Here is a 19,110-nt window from a genome sequence, read left to right as displayed (position 1 = left end):
TTCGCAACGTAAGGAACGAAGCGCCTATGAAACCACGTCAGCGGCAGGCGGCCATACTTGAGCATCTGCAAAAGCAGGGAAAGTGCTCGGTAGAGGATCTGGCCCACTACTTTGACACCACCGGCACGACAATACGCAAGGACCTGGTGTTGCTCGAAAACTCCGGCGCCGTCATTCGTACCTATGGCGGCGTGGTGCTCAATAAAGACGAAGCCGACCCGCCTATCGATCACAAGACGCTGATTAATACGCACCAGAAAGCGCTGATTGCCGAAGCTGCGGTCAAATTTATCCAGGACGGCGATTCCATCATCCTCGACGCTGGCAGTACCGTCCTACAGATGATCCCGCTGCTCAGCCGCTTTAATAACATCACCGTGATGACCAACAGCCTGCACATCGTCAATGCCCTGTCAGAGTTCGACAGCGAGCAGACCATCCTGATGCCCGGTGGCACCTTCCGTAAAAAATCCGCGTCGTTTCACGGGCAGCTGGCGGAGAATGCCTTCGACCACTTCAGCTTCGATAAGCTGTTTATGGGCACGGACGGCATCGACCTCAACGCGGGCGTGACCACCTTCAACGAGGTGTTCAGCGTCAGCAAAGCGATGTGCAACGCCGCGCGGGAAGTGATTTTGATGGCGGACTCGTCGAAGTTTGGCCGTAAAAGCCCCAACATTGTCTGTAGCCTTGAAAGCGTCGATAAGCTGATTACCGACGCAGGTATCGATCCGGCATTTAAAAAAGCGCTGGAAGCGAAGGGCATCGACGTGATCGTAACCGGAGAGAAAAATGAGTGATTTTCTGTTAAACGCAGGCCGCCAGACTCTGCTGCTGGAGCTACAGGAAGCCAGCCGCCTGCCGGAGCGTCTGGATGAGGATTTTGTTCGTGCAGCCAACACCATTATCCACTGCGAGGGCAAAGTGATCGTGGCGGGTATCGGTAAATCCGGTCATATCGGCAAGAAGATTGCCGCGACGCTTGCCAGCACCGGCACTCCGGCGTTCTTCGTGCATCCTGCCGAAGCGCTGCACGGCGATCTGGGGATGATCGAAAGCCGCGACGTGATGCTGTTTATCTCCTACTCCGGTTCAGCCAAAGAGCTGGATCTCATCATCCCTCGCCTGCAAGAAAAATCGGTGGCCCTGTTAGCGATGACCGGCAAATCCCGTTCGCCGCTGGCGCTGGCCGCGAAAGCAACGCTGGATATTTCCGTTGAGCGCGAAGCCTGCCCGATGCACCTGGCACCGACCTCCAGCACCGTCAACACGCTGATGATGGGCGACGCGCTGGCGATGGCGGTGATGCAGGCGCGCGGTTTTAATGAGGAAGATTTCGCCCGTTCCCATCCTGCTGGCGCGCTTGGGGCACGTCTGCTCAACAAGGTTCACCATCTGATGCGCACGGACGATGCCATTCCTCAGGTCAAACTCGACACCAGCGTGATGGACGCCATGCTGGAGCTGAGCCGCACCGGGCTGGGGCTGGTTGCGGTATGCGACAACGACCGCCAGGTGAAGGGCGTCTTCACCGACGGCGACCTGCGCCGCTGGCTGGTGGGCGGCGGCAAGCTGGAGGCGCGGGTATCCGAAGCAATGACCCGGGGCGGGCTGACGCTGAATGCCGACAGCCGCGCCATTGAAGCCAAAGAGGTGCTGATGAAGCGCAAAATCACCGCCGCGCCGGTGGTGGACGAGCACGGCAGGCTGTGCGGCGCGATCAACCTGCAAGACTTCTACCAGGCGGGGATTATTTAACCCTTAAGCCCCAGACGTTTCGCCAGCCTGTGAAGGTTGGCGACGTCCATCTCCAGCGCCCGCGCGCATGCCGCCCAGCTGCGGTTATTCTGCTCCAGGGCGCGGGTGATCATCTGACGCTGGAACGCATCCGTCGCCTCGCGCAGGTTTTCGTTCACGCTCTCAGGTATCACTGGCTTCACGGACGGCGTCGTTTCCTCATGCAGCGCGAAATGGCGCGCATGGATAACCACTTCATCCCCCGAACGCGTAGCCCGCGCCAGCACCACCGCGCGGTGAATCGCATGTTCCAGTTCACGCACGTTACCCGGCCAGCCGTAGCTCAGCAGGTGCGTCCTCGCGCCGGGGCTTAGCACCACGCGGGAAAGCCCCATTTTGAGCCGACACTGTTCGCAGAAAAAGCCCGCCAGCAGCACCACATCATCGCCCCGCTCGCGCAGCGGCGGCACCGTGAGCGGGAACACGCTCAGACGGTGGAACAGATCGGCGCGGAAATTGCCCGCCAGCACCTCTTCGCGCAGATCGCGGTTCGTCGCCGCCAGCACGCGCACATCCACACGTAAGCTGCGATCGTCACCTACGCGTTGAATATCGCCATACTGCAACACCCGCAGCAGTTTGGCCTGGAGCGAAAGGGAGAGTTCGCCAATTTCATCGAGGAACAGCGTGCCGTTATCAGCCATTTCGAACTTGCCGCTGCGGTTGCTGATCGCCCCGGTAAAGGCCCCTTTGACGTGTCCGAACAGCTCGCTTTCCGCCACGCTTTCCGGCAGCGCCGCGCAGTTGAGATAGACCAGCGGGTTCACCGCACGGGGCGAGGCTTCGTGGATCGCTTTCGCCACCAGCTCTTTACCGGTGCCGGTCTCCCCGAAGATCAGCACGTTCAAATCAGACGCGGCGACAATCTCAATCTCTTTTTTAAGCTGCGCCATGCCCGGCGAAAGGCCAATCATTTCGGTGTGCGCCACCTGCTCAAACGCCGTCGGGCTACCCGGAAGAATATTCTGGCTCTCCAGCTGTTCTATCAGCAGGGCGTTGTTCAGCGCCCCGGCCGCCAGCGCGGCAATCAGCCGTAGCTCTTCGTCGCTGAAGGTATCGAACTGATCCGGCGACATGCCATCGAGGGTTAACGCGCCAATCAGGTTCTGCCCGGCAAACAGCGGCAGGCCGATACAGGCGTGAACCTTCAGGCTCTCCTGGCCGGGGATCAGGCCGTCGTACGGATCGGGCAGATCGCTGTCTGCCGGGAAACGCACCACGTCACCCGCGCGGGCGATGGTTTCCAGACGCGGGTGACCCTCCAGGGTAAAGCGCCGCCCGAGTACGTCCTTCGCCAGACCGTCGATAGCCAGCGGAATAAACTGCCGCCCTTCGTAACGCAGCAGCGCCGAGGCATCGCAATCCAGCACGTGGCGCAACGTGGAGATCAGCCGCTGAAAGCGGTCCTGATGACCAATACCGGTTTGCAGTTCTATGGCGATCTTCGCCAGCACATCTACGGAAAAGCTCATCTCTGCCTCACTGTCATTTTGACAACACATAGTGTCATATTGACAATTTTTAAGATAGTCAAAATGACTACCCATTAGGGAGAATCAAAACACAAATACATTATTTTCAATAAGTTAAAAAACTGGCACGCAACTTGATATATGACAGTCATCTTATTTGAAAACGCCGTATTAAGTTGAGGTTGCTATGTCTATTCTGGTTAAAAATAACATTCATTGGGTGGGTCAACGTGACTGGGAAGTACGTGATTTTCACGGGACGGAATACAAAACGCTGCGCGGCAGCAGCTACAACAGCTATCTCATTCGTGAAGGTAAAAACGTCCTGATCGATACCGTCGATCACAAATTCAGCCGCGAGTTCGTGCAGAACCTGCGCAGCGAAATCGATTTGAATGACATCGACTACATCATCATCAACCACGCGGAAGAGGATCACGCCGGGGCGCTGACCGAGCTGATGTCCCACATTCCGGATACCCCGATCTACTGCACCACCAACGCCATTGACTCCATCAACGGTCACCACCACCATCCGGAGTGGAACTTCCACACCGTAAAAACCGGCGACACGCTGGATATCGGCAACGGCAAACAGCTGATCTTCGTGGAAACCCCAATGCTGCACTGGCCGGACAGCATGATGACCTACATGACCGGTGACGCGGTGCTGTTCAGCAACGACGCCTTCGGCCAGCACTACTGCGACGAACGTCTGTTCAACGACGAAGTGGATCAGACCGAGCTGTTCGAACAGTGCCAGCGCTACTACGCCAACATCCTGACGCCGTTCAGCCGTCTGGTCACGCCAAAAATCACCGAGATCCTCGGCTTCAACCTGCCGGTGGATATGATTGCCACCTCCCACGGCGTGGTATGGCGTGAAAATCCAACCCAGATCGTCGAGCTGTACCTGAAGTGGGCGGCGGACTATCAGGAAGACCGCATCACCATCTTCTACGACACCATGTCCAACAACACCCGCATGATGGCGGACGCCATTGCCCAGGGCATCAACGAAGTGGACCCGAACGTGGCAGTGAAAATCTTCAACGTGGCGCGCAGCGATAAGAATGAGGTATTGACCAACGTCTTCCGCTCCAAAGGCGTGCTGGTGGGTACCTCCACCATGAATAACGTGATGATGCCGAAAATTGCCGGACTGGTGGAAGAGATGACCGGCCTGCGCTTCCGTAACAAACGCGCCAGCGCCTTTGGTTCACACGGCTGGAGCGGCGGCGCGGTAGACCGTCTCTCCACCCGTTTACAGGATGCCGGTTTTGAGATGTCCCTGAGCCTGAAGGCGAAATGGCGTCCGGATCTCGACGCGCTGGAAATCTGTCGCCAGCACGGTCGCGACATTGCCCGCCAGTGGGCGCTTGCGCCGCTGCCGGAAACCGCACCCGCCGCGGCTGCTGCGCCGGAAGCCGTAGCAGAAGCCGCTCCTGCCGCTGCCGACCTCGGCCCCTGCATGCAGTGCAGCGTCTGCCAGTGGATTTACGATCCCGAGCTGGGCGAGCCGTTGCAGGATGTCGCGCCGGGTACACCGTGGAGCGAGGTGCCGGACAACTTCCTCTGCCCGGAATGTTCCCTCGGAAAAGACGTCTTTGATGAACTGGCAACGGAGGCAAAATGAGCCACGGCATCGTCATTATCGGCTCGGGCTTTGCCGCCCGCCAGCTGGTGAAAAATATCCGCAAACAGGATGCTAACGTGCCGTTGACGGTGATCGCCGCCGACAGCATGGATGAGTACAACAAGCCTGATTTAAGCCACGTCATTAGCCAAAATCAGCGCGCCGACGATCTCACCCGCCAGACGGCGGGGGAGTTTGCAGAACAATTTAATCTGCGTCTGTTTCCGTACACCTGGGTCACCGATATCGACGCCGACGCCCACGTGGTGAACGCGAAAGATAAAACCTGGCAGTACGACAAGCTGGTGCTGGCGACGGGGGCATCCGCGTTTGTGCCGCCGGTTGAGGGCCGCGAGCTGATGGTCACGCTCAACAGTCAGCAGGAGTATCAGGCCAGCGAGACCCTGTTACGCGACGCCACACGGGTGATGATTGTCGGCGGCGGGCTGATTGGCACCGAGCTGGCGATGGACTTCTGCCGGGCGGGAAAATCCGTCACCCTGGTTGACCACGCGGCCAGCATTCTGTCAGCGCTGATGCCGGCAGAAGTAAGCAGTCGCTTACAGCATCGTTTGACCGACATGGGCGTGCATCTGCTGCTGAAATCGCAGTTGCAGAGCCTGAGTAAAACCGAAACCGGCATTTGTGCGACGCTCGACCGCACCCGCAGGGTGGAAGTGGATGTGGTTATTGCGGCGACGGGGCTGCGCCCGGAAACCGCGCTGGCGCACCGCGCAGGCGCAGAGATCAATCGCGGCGTGAAGGTAGACAGCTACCTGCAAACCACCCAGCCGGACATTTATGCCCTGGGCGACTGCGCGGAAATTAACGGCCAGGTGCTGCCGTTCCTGCAACCGATTCAGTTAAGCGCCATGTTCCTGGCGAAAAACCTGCTCGGCGGCAACGCCCCGGTGAAATTACCCGCCATGCTGGTGAAGGTAAAAACGCCGGAACTACCGCTGCATCTCGCAGGTGAAACGCAGCGTCAGGATCTGAACTGGGAGATTGTCCTTTCGCCTCAGGGCATGGTGGCGCGCGGCACCGATACTGTCGGTCAGATGCGCGCCTTTGTGGTCAGCGAAGACAGAATGAAGGAGGCCTTCGCGCTGCTGAAATCGTTACCTGCTTAACCCTCGTCATGCCGGGTGGCGCTCCGCTTACCCGGCCTACTTAACACCATAACGGTAAACCTTGTAGGCCCGCGCAAGCGTAGCGCCGCCGGGTAAAAACAGGGCTGCGTGGTTCAGGACCGCACCACCAGCGCGTCATAACCGCGCCAGCGGTAGTTCGCCATCGAGATCAGCCAGCAGGCGACAAACAGCCCGACCACCACAAACCCGGCGTCGCCCAGGTTATCGTTCACCGCGCCAATCATATCCCACACGCCGCCGCTGAGGGCGAACTTGTCCATCAGCAGACCCAGCGCTTCCAGCCCGCCGATAAACAGCGCCACCACCACCGAAGTGCCGGTGATGGTCATGTTATAGTACAGCTTGCGCTGTGGCTTGTTAAACGCCCAGCCATAGGCACCCACCATCAGCAGGTTATCGAGCGTATCCACCAGCGCCATGCCGCTGGCGAAGAGCGCCGGGAAGATCATGATCGACCACACCGACATCCCGCTGGAGGCGCTGGCGGCGGAGATCCCCAGCACGCCGATTTCGGTGGCCGTGTCAAAGCCGAGGCCAAACAGGAAGCCCACCAGATACATCTGCCAGCTTTTATTGACGAGGCGGAAGGTTTTGCCGAACAGCCAGTTCATGACGCCACCCTGGGCAGGCAGCGTGATGTCGCCCTGCACGGGCCTGCCGTGTTTCAGTGCCTGAAAACTGCGCCAGACGCCGCGCAGGATCACCATATTCACCAGCGCCATCGCCAGCAGGAAGGTGGCGGAGACGGCGGTGCCAATCAGGCTGCCGGTTTCGTGGAACCATTCCATATTTTTCTGAAACGCCGTGGCGGTGGCGGCGATGGCAATGGAGGCCAGCACCACGATGGTGGAGTGTCCGAGGGAAAACCATGCGCCCACGCCGGACGGGCGCTTGCCCTGCTGCATCATCTTACGCGTCACGGTATCAATCGCGGCGATATGGTCGGCATCCACCGCATGACGCAGTCCGTAACACCAGGCCAGCAGGCTGGCCGCCATCAGCGCCGTACTGCCGCTAAAGGTGTGCCACGCCAGCCCCCAGGCCAGCAGGTTAGCCATCACCAGAGCCAGCAGCAGGCACGCTGCACGAGGTTCATTGCGTAAAAGTCGTAACATTTTAAATCCTTTGTGAACATGATCGGGCGGCAGCAACCACCGCCTGCCCGAAGGAGATCGCTCCGTCGCCTGCGGGCAGGCGCGAAGGAAAAAGAAGCGTGAAATCAGAAAGGTAATGACGAAGGCGCGCGCGTAGCAGGCGGTTGTGAAGGACACCTCCGCTGAAGCACACCGTAGAGATCGACCGTCGGCGGGCATGCGTTGCCGCCAGTTCGCTCAGCCCTTTTGCCAGCGCATCATGAAAGGCCCAGGCGCGCTCGCCGGGCTCCGCCCGCCAGGCCAGCCACTGCTGCCAGAACAGCGCAAGGTTATCCGTCTTGAGCGTCACCGGATGATCAACCCCTGCACAGCGTTCGGCCAGCGCCTCCAGCCGGCACGCGGCTTCGCCCTCATAGCGTTGCGTTTCAATGCCCAGCGCACAGGCCACGGCGTCGAACAGACGACCACAGGAGGAGGCCCGCGGCGCATTGATACCGCGCGACACTGCCGTTGCCAGCAGCGGCCAGTTTTGACGCTGTACCGCCTCTGTTTCCGGGTACTGCTGCCAGTCAGGTACGAACGCCAGACAGTGGGCGAGCAAATTGCGCCACGGCTGTTTTGCCGCCAGATCGCCCCCCGGCAGCGCAACGGCTGGCAGACCGCCCAGCCGTTCGCAGTCGCGATAGTTCACCCGCAGGCACTCGCCGCCCCACAGCGCGCCGTTCTCACCCATACCGATCCCATCCAGCGTCAGGGCAATAACATCCCCGCCGTCGAGCGGCCAGCCATTCTCCGCCAGACACGCCGCTGCATGCGCATGATGATGCAGCACGGTCTCAACGGGCAGCGCCTGCGCCCGGGCCCACTGTCGGGCGTGATATCCCGGATGGGCATCGCACACCACGCGCTCAGGCTGGAAGGCGTAGATGTCCTGCATCGTCGAGAGCGCACTGCGCCACTGCGCCTCTACGCCCTCGTCGCTCAGATCGCCAAAATGCTGGCTCAGCACCGCCTGGTTGCCACGTACCAGGCAGAAGGTATTTTTCATCTCCGCGCCGGTGCATAACATGGGCGAGATGTCGCGGAATCCGGCGGGCAATGTGATGGCATCCGGCACAAAACCGCGTGCGCGACGCAGCATCGCACCGTCCCGATCCATTACGGAATCATCCATCCGTTGAAGAATATCGCGGTTGTGCAGCAGGAAGCCGTCAGCGACGTCACTGAGTTCTTCCAGCGCCTGCTGGTTGCTTATGGCGGGTGGATGACCGCTGAGGTTGCCGGAGGTCATCACCAGCGGGCGCTGGCAGTCCAACATCAGCAAATGCTGGAGCGGGTTCGCAGGTAGCATCACGCCAATTGTATTCAGCCCCGGCGCAATCTCCTCAGGAAACGCAGGAAGGCAGGCTTTTGGCGTCAGCACAATCGGCGCAGCGGGTGAACGTAACAGCGTCTGGATGGCCTCCGGCAGATCGTTCGCATGCGGGATCATCACCGCCAGCGGCTTGGTCGGGCGCTGCTTGCGTGCCCGCAATTTCCGAATCGCCTGTGGGTTAAGCGCGTCGCAGACCAGGTGAAATCCGCCCAGCCCTTTGACCGCCACAATCCCGCCGTTTTTCAATCTCTCCACCGCCGCGCTTAACGCCGATTCGCGGGTGGTGGCAGCATCCCCGGCTTGCCACTCCAGCTGCGGCCCGCAGTCCGGGCAGGCCACCGGCTGAGCGTGAAAACGCCGGTCAGCCGGGTTGCGGTACTCCGTTTCACAGGGCACACAGAGCGGGAATGGCGCCATTGACGTGGCCGGGCGGTCATAGGGCATGGCGCGGATAATGGTAAACCGCGGCCCGCAGTGGGTGCAGTTGATAAACGGGTAGCGATAACGGCGCTCGCGCGGATCGCGCATCTCCGCCAGGCACGCGGGACAGGTGGCGGCATCCGGGACGATTTGCGTATCCATCGCCCCGCTCTCGCTGTGGCGGATGACAAACTCGTCCGGCAGCGTATTCCATCTGTACGGCTGCGTTTCAACGCGGTCGATGCGCGCCAGCGGTGGGCAGTCCTGGCGCAGTCTCGCGGTAAAGTCACCCCCACTACCCGCGAGACGCACCAGGACACCCTCTCCGTCGTTGCACACGTCGCCCGCCAGCCCCAGCTGGTGTGCAAGCTGCCAGACGAAGGGACGAAATCCTACCCCCTGCACCTTGCCGCGCACCCGAAGCTGTACGCCGTTAACGCGCATTGCAGCTTAAAACAGCAGCGATGACGAGGTGTCGAACGCCGCACGGCGGCGTTTTTCGGCACTCATCTGTTCGAGCTTGTCGCGATCGACGCAGACCAGCGCATGCGTCGGACAGGCTTCCATACACGCCGGACCGGCGTCGCGGTGGTAGCAGAGGTCACATTTATTGGCTTCGGCTTTCTCCGCGCGCACGCTCAGCCCGATACCGCTGTTGCGCACCACCGGGCGAACGACCACCTCCATCGCGCCATACGGACACGCCACCACACAGGTTTTGCACCCGATGCAGCGCTCCTGCATCACATGCACGAAGCCTTTCTCGCGCTTAATCGCCCCGTTCGGACAGACGTTGGCGCACGGCGCGTCTTCGCACTGGCGACAGATAGCGGCGGTGGAAATATTCACGCCTTTAATGACGTGGATGCGCGGCAGGAAGGTGTCGGGGGTCAGGGAGGCGCAATCCTGCTCCGCCTGATGGGACACCACGCACGCCACTTCACAGGTACGGCAACCAATGCATTTGCTGGCATCGGCCATAATAAAACGGTTCATCTGCTTCTCCGGCATAACTGTTATGCGCGAAGCTATTCATAAACCGTGCCAATATTTAATACATTGATTTTAAAGAGAAATAAAAAAGAAGAGGATCTGTCATCGTCATTTGTGACGATGACAGATGTCGACGTCAGCGATGCGGGCCGTCAATGACGGAGCCGCGCAGGATAAGCTCGCCGGAAAAAGTTTGCTGAGGCTTAAACTCACCGCCGTCGAGCATGAAGATCAGGCGACTGATGGTCTCCTGGATCATCTCCGTTACCGGAATACGCACGCTGGAGAGGGACGGCACGATATAGGGCGCGATTGCCACGTCGTCAAAGCCGATGACGGACACCGCGCCCGGCGTGGCGACGCCGCTCTCGTGCAACTGCCTGATGGCACCAATCGCCATATCGTCGTTACTCGCCACCAGCGCGGTAAACGTTTCGCCGCGGGTGAGCAGCTGAGAGACCGCCGCCGCGCCGCTGGCCGGGCTCCACTTCCCTTCGGCGATCAGCGCGTCACGCAGGGCAATGCCGTGTTGCGCCAGCGCGTCCTTGTAGCCGGAAAGACGCTCCACCCCGGTGGGGGAATCCAGCGAACCGGTGATAAACGCAATCTCCCGGTGGCCTTTCGCGATCAACTGCGATACTGCGTCCTGACACGACGCTTTATGATCGGACCAGACGCTGTGGCTGCTGTTTTTCCGCAAACGGCGGTTGAGCACCATAATCGGCTGCTCGCATTTCTCAATAATTTCGTCCAGCGCTTCCACGCTCAGGAAACGCGGGTAGATGATTACCGCGTCGCAGCGCATGTCGAGCAGGTACTGGATCGCCTCGCGCTCCTCTTCGGCGCTGTGCTTGCCGTCCGCCAGGATCAGCTGACGCCCCTTCTCTTCCGTCATCCGCGCGGCGTTAAACAGCAGCTCGCTAAAGTAGACCCCATGGTACAGGGTGTTTGTCACCACCAGCCCCAGGGTCTGGGTGCGTTTGGTCGCCAGGTTTCGCGCCAGCAGATTGGGGCGATACCCGCTCTCTTCGATGGCCTGAAACACGCGGTCTTTCGTCTCCTGGCTGACGTAACCGTTCCCCGACAGCACCCGGGAGACCGTCGCTTTCGACACGCCTGCCCGCTTCGCCACTTCCAGCATCGTGGTCATAGTGTTATTCCATTCAAATCTGATGAGCCGCAGTGTACTTCACCGCAGAAAAATTGTCGCAGCGGCGTTATCACGCTTTATACGGCCACGAGTGATCGTCATCACGAAACGAAAAAATGCATAAAAAGTGGTCTTGTTTCATTAAAAGAAACTCATGATGATTATGTGAAACCGGTTTCCTACACTTCTCACAACGATAACAGGATCACATCCGATGGCAAAAAATTACGCTGCGCTGGCAAATGACGTGGTTAGCGCGCTGGGCGGTAAAGAGAACATCGTCGCCGTCACCCACTGCATGACGCGCCTGCGCTTCGTTCTGAAAGACGAAAGCCTTACCGACGCCGCGCGTCTGAAAAGCATCAGCGGCGTGCTCGGCGTGGTGCGCAACGACAACCAGTGCCAGGTGATCATCGGCAACACCGTATCCCAGGCATACCGTGAAGTGGTGAGCCTGCTGCCCGCCAACCTGCAACCTGCCGTAGCGGAAGGTCCACAGAAGCTTACGCTGCGCCGGATTGGCGCCGGGATCCTCGACGCGCTGATCGGCACTATGTCTCCGCTGATCCCGGCGATCATCGGCGGGTCGATGGTCAAGCTGCTGGCGATGATCCTTGAGATGACCGGCGTGCTGGGCAAAGGTGACCCGACGCTGACGATCCTGACCGTTATCGGCGACGGCGCGTTCTTCTTCCTGCCGCTGATGGTGGCGGCTTCCGCAGCGGTGAAGTTCAAAACCAACATGTCCCTGGCGATAGCCATTGCGGGCGTACTGGTTCACCCGAGCTTTATCGAGCTGATGGCGAAAGCGGCGCAGGGCGAGCATGTAGAATTTGCCTTAATTCCGGTGACGGCGGTGAAATACACCTATACCGTTATCCCGGCCCTGGTGATGACCTGGTGCCTGTCGTATATCGAACGCTGGGTGGATCGCATCACCCCGGCGGTGACCAAAAACTTCCTCAAGCCGATGCTGATCGTGCTGATTGCCGCCCCGCTCGCCATCGTGCTGATTGGCCCGCTTGGGATCTGGATCGGTAGCGCCATCTCCGCGCTGGTCTACACCATTCACGGCTATCTGGGCTGGCTCTCCGTTGCCATTATGGGCGCGCTGTGGCCGCTGCTGGTGATGACCGGGATGCACCGCGTGTTTACGCCGACCATCATCCAGACCATTGCCGAAACGGGCAAAGAAGGGATGGTGATGCCGTCGGAAATCGGCGCCAACCTCTCACTCGGCGGTTCATCGCTGGCGGTGGCGTGGAAAACCAAAAACCCGGAGCTGCGCCAGACGGCGCTGGCGGCTGCGGCCTCCGCCATCATGGCGGGGATCTCTGAACCGGCGCTGTACGGCGTGGCGGTACGCCTGAAGCGTCCGCTGATTGCAAGCCTGATCAGCGGCTTTATCTGCGGCGCGGTGGCCGGCATGGCCGGTCTTGCCAGCCACTCCATGGCGGCGCCGGGGCTGTTCACCAGCGTGCAGTTCTTCGACCCGGCCAACCCGATGACCATCGTCTGGGTGTTTGGTGTGATGGGTCTGGCGGTGGTGCTGTCGTTCGTGCTGACCCTGCTGTTAGGGTTTGAAGATATCCCGGTAGAAGACGAAGCCGAAAAAGCACGCGCCCTGCAAACCGCACCGGTACAGAACAAAGCAGCAGAAGCATAAACTGAAAGCGAGGTAAGAATGTCTGTTTTTCCACAAGGATTTTTATGGGGCGGCGCGCTTGCCGCCAACCAGAGTGAAGGGGCTTACCGTGAAGGCGGCAAAGGACTGACAACGGTCGATATGATCCCCCACGGCGCAAACCGTCTGGCGGTAAAAGTCGGCAAGGAAAAACGGTTTTCGTTGCGTGACGACGAATTTTACCCGAGCCACGAGGCGATTGATTTTTACCATCGTTACAAAGAAGACATTGCCCTGATGGCGGAGATGGGCTTTACGGTGTTCCGCACCTCGATTGCCTGGAGCCGCCTCTACCCGAACGGCGACGAACCGTTGCCAAATCAGGAGGGCATTGCCTTCTACCGCGCGGTGTTCGAGGAGTGCAAAAAGTACAACATCGAGCCGCTGGTGACGCTCTGCCATTTCGACGTGCCGATGCACCTGGTGACGGAGTACGGCTCCTGGCGCAACCGTAAGATGGTGGATTTCTTCGCCCGCTACGCCCGCACCTGCTTCGAGGCGTTTAACGGGCTGGTGAAATACTGGCTGACCTTCAACGAAATCAACATCATGCTGCACAGCCCGTTCTCCGGCGCGGGGCTGGTGTTTGAGGAAGGGGAAAACGAAGACCAGGTGAAATACCAGGCCGCGCACCACGAGCTGGTGGCGAGCGCGCTGGCGACCAAAATCGCCCACGAGGTGAACCCGGAAAACCAGGTCGGCTGCATGCTGGCGGGCGGTAACTTCTACCCCTACTCCTGCAAGCCGGAAGACGTGTGGATGGCACTGGAGAAAGACCGCGAGAACCTGTTCTTTATCGACGTGCAGGCGCGCGGCAGCTATCCGGCCTACTCCGCCCGCGTGTTCCGCGAGAAAGGGGTGGTGATTGTGAAAGACCCCGGCGACGACGACCTGCTGAAAAACACCGTCGACTTTGTCTCGTTCAGTTATTACGCCTCGCGCTGCGCGTCGGCGGATATGAACGCGGGCAACACCAGCGCGGCGAACATCGTGAAGTCCCTGCGCAACCCGCATATTCAGGTGAGCGAGTGGGGCTGGGGCATCGACCCGCTCGGGCTGCGCATCACCATGAACATGATGTATGACCGCTACCAGAAGCCGCTGTTCCTGGTGGAAAACGGCCTCGGGGCGAAGGACGTCATTGATGAAAACGGCGAGATCAACGACGACTACCGCATCAGCTACCTGCGCGAGCATATCCGTGCGATGGGTGACGCGATTGAGGACGGCGTCCCGCTGATGGGCTACACCACCTGGGGCTGCATTGACCTGGTCTCGGCCTCAACCGGGGAGATGAGCAAGCGCTATGGATTTGTCTACGTCGACCGCGACGACGCCGGGAACGGCACGCTGGATCGAAAGCGCAAGAAATCGTTCTGGTGGTATAAGAAGGTGATTGCGAGTAACGGGGCGGATCTGGCGTAGCCTGTTTTGCCGGGTGGCGGCGTTGCCTTACCCGGCCTACAAACTGCTCGATGCGGTTTTCACCCTCTCCCCTCTGGGGAGAGGGCCGGGGTGAGGGGCTGAAAACCCCCGTCCCCAACCCACCCGGCAAGCCGTGAATACACCACGTCCACCGCCTCTTTCACCGGCGGCGTCATCGGATAATAAAACCCGACGATGTCCGGCTGAATGCCCAGAAACAGCACCTCACCCACGTCGTCTTTAATCTGATCCACCAGGTAGTTCAGCGGCATGTTGTGGGTGGTCATCATAAACATCTCGGCGATGTCGTCCGGGTCAATCAGGCGGATCTCGCCGGGGTTGAGCCCCATATCGGTGGCATCGACGATTAACAACCTGTCCGGGCGCAGCTCGCGAATGGCCACCACGTCGTTTTCCGGCGCGCTGCCGCCGTCAATCACCACCCAGTTGCCCGGCGGGTTCGCGGCGCACATCTCCGCCAGCAGCGGGCCCGCGCCGTCGTCGCCCATCATGCTGTTGCCGACACACAGTAAAACGTCAGTCACGTAATCTCCTCACCATCAGGTAGATGGCGCTCTCCTGATGAATATCGTGCAGCATGCCGAGCAGCGTTTTGCTCCACGCCTGCTGCGCCGGGTTTTGCCTGCTCAGCGCCGCGTCAAAGGCGTTGGCGAGCATCGTGATATGGTTGGCGTCGATGACGATCTCACCGTACTTAGGCACGCCCTCCATTTTGCGCCGCGCCGTGCTGCCCTCCTCCAGCGTGGCGATCCACGCCAGGTACTCGGGCCACGGGCAGCTTAGCGCCGTTTCAAGGCAGTCGATCACCCCGAGGTGGTGCCCAATCGCCAGGCTGTAATAGACCACCTGCTGCGCCGCATCCGGCGTGGCATCGTTCTCATCAATAAACTTACGGCTCAGCTGGCTGAACACCACCGTTTCACTCATCGGATACGCGCCTCATCCACAATACTGTTCAGGTTTGCCACGATCTCATTGAGACGCGGATCGTTTTCCGCCTCCAGCCAGCGCGCCACCTGATGGTCGCCCTGGCTCAGCAGGCGCAGATAATCGTCTGCAATCTGACGGCCATAGCGGTAACCCGCCAGCCTGCGCGCCGTGCGGTCGATCTTCACCCGCAGCGGCTGCACCATATCCGGGTGCAGGAGAGTGGCTGGCTGGTTGTCCAGCTCGCCCGGCTCGCGGGCGTGGATCTTCTGCTCCAGCAGGCCGAGCGCCATGGCAAAACCGTACAGCGTGGCGGCGGGCGTCGGCGGGCAGCCCGGAATGTAAACGTCCACCGGCACGATTTTGTCGGTGCCACCCCAGACGCAGTAAAGATCGTGGAAGATGCCGCCGCTGTTGCCGCAGGCGCCGTAGGAGATGCAGATTTTCGGATCCGGCGCAGACTGCCAGGCGCGCAGCGCAGGCGAGCGCATCGCGCGGGTGACCGCGCCGGTGAACAGCAGGATATCCGCGTGGCGCGGGGACGGCACCACTTTGATGCCGAAGCGTTCGGCGTCAAACAGCGGCGACAGGGTGGCGAAGATTTCGATCTCACAGCCGTTGCAGCCGCCGCAGTCCACGCGATAGACGTAGGCCGAGCGTTTGATTTTTTTCAGCAGCGACGCCTTCATGCTGGCGATGGACTCCTCCACCGTCAGCGGTACCGGAATGCCGTTAGCGTCGCGCGGGCCGAGTAAGTTTTCCATCAGCTGGCCTCTCTCATATGACGGGTTAAATCGATGCGGTCAGACGGCAGCAGGCATTTCTGACGTTTGCACTCCGGGCAGGTTTCGAAGCTTTCACGGTGATGCTCCGCACGCACGTCGCCGTTGTGCTTCAGCAGCGCGATGGCGTAGTCGATCTCTTTTTGCACGGCGAACGGACGCTTGCAGACGCGGCAGTTGCACAGCGCAAAGCGCGACTGCTGGAGGAAATCCTCTTTTTTCCACACCGCCAGCTCGTACTCCTGAGACAGGCGAATGGCTACCGTCGGGCAGACCTCCTCGCAGCGGCCGCAGAAGATGCAGCGCCCGAGGTTAAATTGCCAGGCCAGCTCGCCGGTTTTCAGGTCCGTTTCCACCGTTAAGGCATTCGACGGGCAGGCGTTGACGCAGGCCGCGCAGCCGATGCACTGCTGCGGGTTGTGCTCCGGCTTGCCGCGAAAGTTTTTATCCACCGGGATCGGCTCCAGCGGATAACTGCTGGTCTGCGCGCCGGTTTTGATCACTTTTTTGATAAAGGTAAACATGACGAGTCCTTATTTCAGCGGCGAGTTCTTACGCTCGATGCTGTAGCGCTCAAGCTCTTTGTAGGGCACCACCTGGCTTTTCTTCTTGCGCACGTCCACGACGGTCATGCGGTCGGTGCAGGAGTAGCACGGGTCGAGGCTGCCGATGATCAGCGGCGCGTCAGAGACGGTGTTACCGCGCAGCATGTAGCGCAGGGTTGGCCAGTTGGCGTAGGTCGCCGCACGGCAGCGCCAGCGGTAGAGCTTCTGGTTGTCGCCGGTCATGCTCCAGTGAATGTCATCCCCGCGCGGCGCTTCGGCGAATCCGAGGGCAAAGCGGTTTGGAATGTAGGTGAAGCCTTCCACCATCAGCGGGCCGCCCGGCAGGTTATCGAGGCCGTAGTCGATCATGTTCAGCGCAGTAAACACCTCGTTGATGCGCACCTTCAGGCGGGAGATGACGTCGCAGCCCTGCTCGCTGTGCACGGTCATCGGCAGCAGGCCGTAGCCGACGAACGGGTGATCGGCGCGGGTGTCGCGGGCGTGGCCGCTGGCGCGCACCATCGGGCCGACGTTGCTGAAGTCGCGGGCGATTTCCGGGTCAAGACGACCAATCCCGACGGTGCGCTGCTCGATGTTTGGCGTGCTGAGCAGCATGTCCACCAGCTCCTGCACGTCGCGGCGCATCTGCTGCGCCAGCTGGCGGGTCTGGATCATGTCGTCTTTCAGCAGGTCGCGGCGGATCCCGCCGATCAGGTTCAGGCCGTAGGTTTTACGCGCCCCGGTGAGGATCTCCGCCATCTTCATTGATGCCTCACGCACGCGGAAGAACTGCATAAACCCGGAGTCAAAGCCGACGAAGTGGCAGGCCAGGCCGAGGTTCAGCAGGTGTGAGTGCAGGCGTTCCACCTCCAGCAGAATGGCGCGGATCATCTGCGCGCGTTCCGGCACCACGATCCCCATGCCGTTCTCCACCGAGGTGGTGTAGGCGGTGCTGTGGGCAAAGCCGCAGATGCCGCACACGCGGTCAGAAAGAAACGTGACTTCGTTGTAGCCCATGCGGGTCTCCGCCAGCTTCTCCATGCCGCGGTGGACGTAGAACAGGCGGTAGTCGGCGTCGATAATGTTTTCGCCGTCGACGAACAGGCGGAAGTGGCCCGGTTCGTCGGAGGTGACGTGCAGCGGGCCGATCGGCACCACATTATTCTTCTTGCTGCCCAGCTCGTTGATGAACTCGTAGGTTTCGCTGTCGGTTGTCGGGGCCGGACGCTGGCGGTAGTCCATGCTGTCCTTGCGCAGCGGATAGAGTTCATCCGGCCAGTCGTCCGGCAGCACCAGACGACGCTCGTCAGGCAGACCAACCGGCACCAGGCCGTACATGTCGCGCACTTCGCGCTCGCCCCAGACGGCGGCGGGTACGCGCGGCGTGACGGACGGGTACTCCGGCTTGTTCGGGTCAACTTCGACGCGCACGGTGAGCCAGCACTTCTCGCCCTGCTCCATCGACATCACGTAGTACACCGCATAGTTGCCGCACAGCTGACGCTCGTCGTTGCCGAACAGCACCGACAGCCAGCCGCCCTGCTGGTAGTAGAGAAACTCCACCACTTCCGGCAGATAGTTCACCTTAATGGTGACGGTTACCTGGTCTTTGGTTTGCCAGGACTCCTCCAGCACCACGCCCGGGAAAGCCTGATGCAACGCGGCGAGATACTGCTGACCTTTCTTTTCTTCAGACATAAACACTCTCTTTAATCACGCCACCAGCAAGGAGACGAACGCTAAAAATGCAAAACCAAAACCAGCCCAGGTAATGCGTGACGTTTCGACAAAACGCAGGCGCGCCATGCTGTTTTCAAACAGGGCAATCACCAGCACGCCGATAAGCAGCTTGAGCGCAGCCACCACAACGGCCAGCAGCAGGCCGCCCGCAGAGAAGTGCGTCATCTGCCCCCACGGGAAGAAAACGCCGACGAACATCTGCAACACCACCAGCTGCTTGAGGCTGATGCCCCACTTCAGCACCGCAAAGCCGTAGCCGCTGTACTCGGTGAGTGGCCCCTCCTGCAATTCCTGCTCCGCTTCCGCGAGATCGAACGGCAGCTTGCCCATCTCGATAAAGGTGGCGAACGCGCAGGCGCAGAGCGCCAGCACCAGCGGGAGCGAACGTGAAACCGGCCAGTGGTAAACGGTGTCGGTGATGAAACTGATGTGGGTCGAGCCAGCAACCTGCGCGGCGACCCACAGCCCCAGCAGCAGAATTGGCTCAACCAGCACGCCGAGCATCGCCTCACGACTGGCGCCGATACCCGTAAACGGGCTGCCGGTGTCCAGGCCCGCAATCGCAAAGAAGAAACGCGCGATGGCGAAGAGGTAGATCAGCGTAATCAGATCGCCAAGCACGGGCAGCGGCGAGCCCACCGTCACTACCGGCAGCGCGGTGGCGATGGTCAGCATCACGCCGACCATCACGAACGGCGTCAGGCGGAACACCCAACCTGAGGCATCCGGCGCGACGCTCTGACGGGAGAGCAGCTTGAAGAGATCGCGGTACTCCTGGAGCACGCCAGGCCCGCGACGGTTGTGTAGCCGGGCGCGCGCCACGCGCGTGATGCCCGACAGCAGCGGCGCGGCGGCAAACAGCACCAGCGCCTGAAGTATTGCCAGTAACAAACTCATG

At 60.4% G+C, this 19,110-nt stretch carries 17 protein-coding genes; 6 read left to right on the top strand and 11 right to left on the bottom strand.

What is annotated here, in order from left to right; genetic code table 11:
* Positions 1-26: 26 nt before the first annotated feature.
* Together srlR and gutQ are read left to right on the top strand one after the other, a co-directional pair.
* On the top strand, positions 27-800 hold the full coding sequence (srlR, locus tag ACOT0L_RS02485) for a glucitol operon DNA-binding transcriptional repressor SrlR (RefSeq protein ID WP_015571676.1): 774 nt from the start codon (positions 27-29) through the stop codon (positions 798-800).
* Positions 793-1,758, top strand: a complete 966-nt coding sequence (gene gutQ, locus ACOT0L_RS02480) for an arabinose-5-phosphate isomerase GutQ (RefSeq protein ID WP_126502708.1) — start codon at positions 793-795, stop codon at positions 1,756-1,758. The genes srlR and gutQ overlap by 8 nt, the downstream gene beginning before the upstream one ends.
* Here gutQ and norR read toward each other — a convergent pair.
* The gene (gene norR / locus ACOT0L_RS02475; RefSeq protein WP_023298459.1) at positions 1,755-3,269 is read right to left on the bottom strand and encodes a nitric oxide reductase transcriptional regulator NorR; all 1,515 of its coding nucleotides are present in this window, start codon (positions 3,267-3,269) and stop codon (positions 1,755-1,757) included. The two genes, gutQ and norR, sit on opposite strands and share 4 nt — an antisense overlap.
* Positions 3,270-3,456: 187 nt before the next feature.
* Between norR and norV the strand changes: the two genes are divergently transcribed.
* Positions 3,457-4,905: an anaerobic nitric oxide reductase flavorubredoxin gene (norV, locus tag ACOT0L_RS02470; protein ID WP_022649152.1), complete on the top strand. Its 1,449-nt coding sequence runs from the start codon at positions 3,457-3,459 to the stop codon at positions 4,903-4,905.
* Entirely contained in the window at positions 4,902-6,035 is a 1,134-nt protein-coding gene (norW, locus tag ACOT0L_RS02465; RefSeq protein ID WP_063163524.1) for an NADH:flavorubredoxin reductase NorW, read from the top strand. The genes norV and norW overlap by 4 nt, the downstream gene beginning before the upstream one ends.
* A gap of 113 nt (positions 6,036-6,148) precedes the next feature.
* Here norW and ACOT0L_RS02460 read toward each other — a convergent pair whose 3' ends face one another.
* From ACOT0L_RS02460 to ACOT0L_RS02445, 4 genes are all read right to left on the bottom strand, one after another.
* Positions 6,149-7,171: a HoxN/HupN/NixA family nickel/cobalt transporter gene (locus tag ACOT0L_RS02460; protein WP_126502707.1), complete on the bottom strand. Its 1,023-nt coding sequence runs from the start codon at positions 7,169-7,171 to the stop codon at positions 6,149-6,151.
* 1 nt (position 7,172) lies between these two features.
* Entirely contained in the window at positions 7,173-9,389 is a 2,217-nt protein-coding gene (gene hypF / locus ACOT0L_RS02455; protein WP_126502706.1) for a carbamoyltransferase HypF, read from the bottom strand.
* Between the two features lie 6 nt (positions 9,390-9,395).
* Complete coding sequence (hydN, locus tag ACOT0L_RS02450; RefSeq protein ID WP_017382793.1) at positions 9,396-9,941, bottom strand: electron transport protein HydN; 546 nt, start codon at positions 9,939-9,941, stop codon at positions 9,396-9,398.
* A 133-nt stretch (positions 9,942-10,074) separates the two neighbouring features.
* On the bottom strand, positions 10,075-11,088 hold the full coding sequence (locus ACOT0L_RS02445; RefSeq protein WP_038416589.1) for a LacI family DNA-binding transcriptional regulator: 1,014 nt from the start codon (positions 11,086-11,088) through the stop codon (positions 10,075-10,077).
* Between the two features lie 214 nt (positions 11,089-11,302).
* Here ACOT0L_RS02445 and ascF point away from each other — a divergent pair, with 214 nt between their 5' ends.
* Both ascF and ACOT0L_RS02435 read left to right on the top strand, forming a co-directional pair.
* Positions 11,303-12,754 carry a PTS cellobiose/arbutin/salicin transporter subunit IIBC gene (ascF, locus tag ACOT0L_RS02440; protein ID WP_022649157.1) on the top strand — a complete coding sequence of 484 codons (1,452 nt, stop codon included), beginning with the start codon at positions 11,303-11,305 and terminating at the stop codon, positions 12,752-12,754.
* Positions 12,755-12,772: 18 nt separating this feature from the next.
* Positions 12,773-14,197 carry a 6-phospho-beta-glucosidase gene (locus tag ACOT0L_RS02435; RefSeq protein ID WP_023298466.1) on the top strand — a complete coding sequence of 475 codons (1,425 nt, stop codon included), beginning with the start codon at positions 12,773-12,775 and terminating at the stop codon, positions 14,195-14,197.
* A gap of 59 nt (positions 14,198-14,256) precedes the next feature.
* On the opposite strand, the gene hycI is transcribed toward ACOT0L_RS02435, so the two are convergent.
* The 6 genes from hycI to ACOT0L_RS02405 are packed head-to-tail and all read right to left on the bottom strand — an operon-like array spanning position 14,257 to position 19,109.
* A complete protein-coding gene (gene hycI / locus ACOT0L_RS02430) occupies positions 14,257-14,742 on the bottom strand; it encodes a hydrogenase maturation peptidase HycI (RefSeq protein ID WP_022649159.1) in 486 nt (161 codons plus the stop codon).
* Positions 14,735-15,145, bottom strand: a complete 411-nt coding sequence (locus ACOT0L_RS02425; protein WP_126502705.1) for a formate hydrogenlyase maturation HycH family protein — start codon at positions 15,143-15,145, stop codon at positions 14,735-14,737. The genes hycI and ACOT0L_RS02425 overlap by 8 nt, the downstream gene beginning before the upstream one ends.
* Entirely contained in the window at positions 15,142-15,909 is a 768-nt protein-coding gene (locus ACOT0L_RS02420; RefSeq protein ID WP_022649161.1) for an NADH-quinone oxidoreductase subunit B family protein, read from the bottom strand. Before ACOT0L_RS02420 ends, ACOT0L_RS02425 begins: the two co-directional genes overlap by 4 nt.
* On the bottom strand, positions 15,909-16,451 hold the full coding sequence (locus ACOT0L_RS02415) for a formate hydrogenlyase complex iron-sulfur subunit (protein WP_003862138.1): 543 nt from the start codon (positions 16,449-16,451) through the stop codon (positions 15,909-15,911). Before ACOT0L_RS02415 ends, ACOT0L_RS02420 begins: the two co-directional genes overlap by 1 nt.
* 9 nt (positions 16,452-16,460) lie before the next feature.
* On the bottom strand, positions 16,461-18,170 hold the full coding sequence (hycE, locus tag ACOT0L_RS02410) for a formate hydrogenlyase subunit HycE (RefSeq protein WP_022649163.1): 1,710 nt from the start codon (positions 18,168-18,170) through the stop codon (positions 16,461-16,463).
* 15 nt (positions 18,171-18,185) lie between these two features.
* Entirely contained in the window at positions 18,186-19,109 is a 924-nt protein-coding gene (locus ACOT0L_RS02405) for a respiratory chain complex I subunit 1 family protein (protein WP_022649164.1), read from the bottom strand.
* Between the last annotated feature and the right edge of the window lies 1 nt (position 19,110).

The organism is Enterobacter cloacae complex sp. XAL002 (assembly GCF_049236805.1).
Classification (GTDB): domain Bacteria; phylum Pseudomonadota; class Gammaproteobacteria; order Enterobacterales; family Enterobacteriaceae; genus Enterobacter; species Enterobacter intestinihominis.
The sequence above is the reverse complement of the archived record's forward strand: the minus strand, read 5'-3'. Positions and strand labels throughout refer to the sequence as shown.

Coding starts and splice junctions, on each gene's coding strand:
- srlR (WP_015571676.1), top strand. CDS start 27: ATGAAACCACGTCAGCGGCAGGCGGCCATACTTGAGCATCTGCAAAAG.
- gutQ (WP_126502708.1), top strand. CDS start 793: ATGAGTGATTTTCTGTTAAACGCAGGCCGCCAGACTCTGCTGCTGGAG.
- norR (WP_023298459.1), bottom strand. CDS start 3,269: ATGAGCTTTTCCGTAGATGTGCTGGCGAAGATCGCCATAGAACTGCAA.
- norV (WP_022649152.1), top strand. CDS start 3,457: ATGTCTATTCTGGTTAAAAATAACATTCATTGGGTGGGTCAACGTGAC.
- norW (WP_063163524.1), top strand. CDS start 4,902: ATGAGCCACGGCATCGTCATTATCGGCTCGGGCTTTGCCGCCCGCCAG.
- ACOT0L_RS02460 (WP_126502707.1), bottom strand. CDS start 7,171: ATGTTACGACTTTTACGCAATGAACCTCGTGCAGCGTGCCTGCTGCTG.
- hypF (WP_126502706.1), bottom strand. CDS start 9,389: ATGCGCGTTAACGGCGTACAGCTTCGGGTGCGCGGCAAGGTGCAGGGG.
- hydN (WP_017382793.1), bottom strand. CDS start 9,941: ATGAACCGTTTTATTATGGCCGATGCCAGCAAATGCATTGGTTGCCGT.
- ACOT0L_RS02445 (WP_038416589.1), bottom strand. CDS start 11,088: ATGACCACGATGCTGGAAGTGGCGAAGCGGGCAGGCGTGTCGAAAGCG.
- ascF (WP_022649157.1), top strand. CDS start 11,303: ATGGCAAAAAATTACGCTGCGCTGGCAAATGACGTGGTTAGCGCGCTG.
- ACOT0L_RS02435 (WP_023298466.1), top strand. CDS start 12,773: ATGTCTGTTTTTCCACAAGGATTTTTATGGGGCGGCGCGCTTGCCGCC.
- ACOT0L_RS02425 (WP_126502705.1), bottom strand. CDS start 15,145: ATGAGTGAAACGGTGGTGTTCAGCCAGCTGAGCCGTAAGTTTATTGAT.
- ACOT0L_RS02420 (WP_022649161.1), bottom strand. CDS start 15,909: ATGGAAAACTTACTCGGCCCGCGCGACGCTAACGGCATTCCGGTACCG.
- ACOT0L_RS02415 (WP_003862138.1), bottom strand. CDS start 16,451: ATGTTTACCTTTATCAAAAAAGTGATCAAAACCGGCGCGCAGACCAGC.
- hycE (WP_022649163.1), bottom strand. CDS start 18,170: ATGTCTGAAGAAAAGAAAGGTCAGCAGTATCTCGCCGCGTTGCATCAG.
- ACOT0L_RS02405 (WP_022649164.1), bottom strand. CDS start 19,109: ATGAGTTTGTTACTGGCAATACTTCAGGCGCTGGTGCTGTTTGCCGCC.